At 44.4% G+C, this 1,594-nt stretch carries 1 pseudogene; it reads right to left on the reverse strand.

From position 1 onward, the window contains the following. Positions 1-1,594, reverse strand: a pseudogene (locus tag B0680_RS10505) (hypothetical protein); the annotation flags it as partial.

The raw sequence follows: 1,594 nt of genomic DNA on the forward strand, positions 1-1,594 counted from the left end.
CATCAATGCTTAGACCGACTTCATAGTTAGTCACACCTGTTGCTGATTTAATACCTTCTGTGACGGTGATCGGTGAAGTTGCTGCTTTTGATACCGTGGTTTTTTCTGCATCTACTTTGTAAGTCGTGGTTGTGCCAACAGTCTCGCTTGAAACCACTGTGTTGTTACCCTGTGCTACCACAGTTTTTGGTAGTGCACTGGTATTGACTTTTAGGCTATTGGTGGCATCATCAACAACAATGGTAGAGCCGTCAACATTGGTGTTATAAGCCACACCACCGTCTTTAACTACAGCGGTTGTGCCTGTGCCGTTGGCAAAGTTAAGCGTATCACCAAACTTAATGTCAGCTGCTTTTGAGCCATTAGCATTAACAGTGAAGAAGCCTGAATTAACTGCTGTGATTACATCACCAACAGTTGCTACACCTGCTGTGGTACCGTCTGCATTTAGCTTACCTGCTGTTGTTACACCATTGAATGCACCTTTGGTGATGTCAACTTTAAACTCTTTGCCACCTGAGGTGTTAACTGCACTATCATCAACAGTCACTAGACCTGAATCACCAGCAACAACGGTTTCGACTCGATCAAGTTTGTTTTTGGTATCTTGACTGAGGGCAACATTATAAGTTGTGGTTACTGTGCCTGTGGTTTGGTCAGTTTGCTCTTCTGGTGTGATTGTGACACCATCACCTTGTGAGACCACTGCTTTATCTGCATGGACGGTATAGGTTGTGCCACCACCTGCTAAATCTGATGTTTTAACATGGGTATTATCCCCTGCGGCAACAACAGTACGAGTTGCATTTAACTGTGATAGGTTCACCGCATCATTATCGTTTGTGCCGTTAGCAACGTTGGTGATGACATTATTACCCATATCAATGGTTGCACCACTGTTTACAGTAAAGTTGTTTACTGTGGTGTTACCTGTTGCTGTTAGGTTTGATGTGGTGACATTGTTGAAGGTCACATCATCAGCGGTTGCATAGGTAATCTTGCCGTTAGCTTCTTGCTTAACAACCAAGTTTTTGCCTGCTGCCATATCAACAGTGCTACCTGGTTTGATGACTTCTGATTCAACCGTTGAATCCTTTTCAGCACCGCCATTTTCTGATGCAGTTAGCTTAAAGCCAGCATCTTTGACCAAATTCACCACATTTTCAGCGGTCAATACAGCATCTGCATCAGCAGCTGTACCTACCGCACCTGTGGTTGCTTTGTCTGCGGCATCAGTCACAGTTGTGGTGGTGACAGATACTGTATATGGATTATCTGCTGCGCCAGTACCTGAGACTTCAACTGGACCTGTACCTGCTTGAACTACAGTTTTTGGTAGTGCACTGGTATTGACTTTTAGGCTATTGGTGGCATCATCAACAACAATGGTAGAGCCGTCAACATTGGTGTTATAAGCCACACCACCGTCTTTAACTACAGCGGTTGTGCCTGTGCCGTTGGCAAAGTTAAGCGTATCACCAAACTTAATGTCAGCTGCTTTTGAGCCATTAGCATTAACAGTGAAGAAGCCTGAATTAACTGCTGTGATTACATCACCAACAGTTGCTACACCTGCTGTGGTACCGTCTGCATT

Source organism: Moraxella pluranimalium (assembly GCF_002014825.1).
GTDB classification, from domain to species: domain Bacteria; phylum Pseudomonadota; class Gammaproteobacteria; order Pseudomonadales; family Moraxellaceae; genus Moraxella; species Moraxella pluranimalium.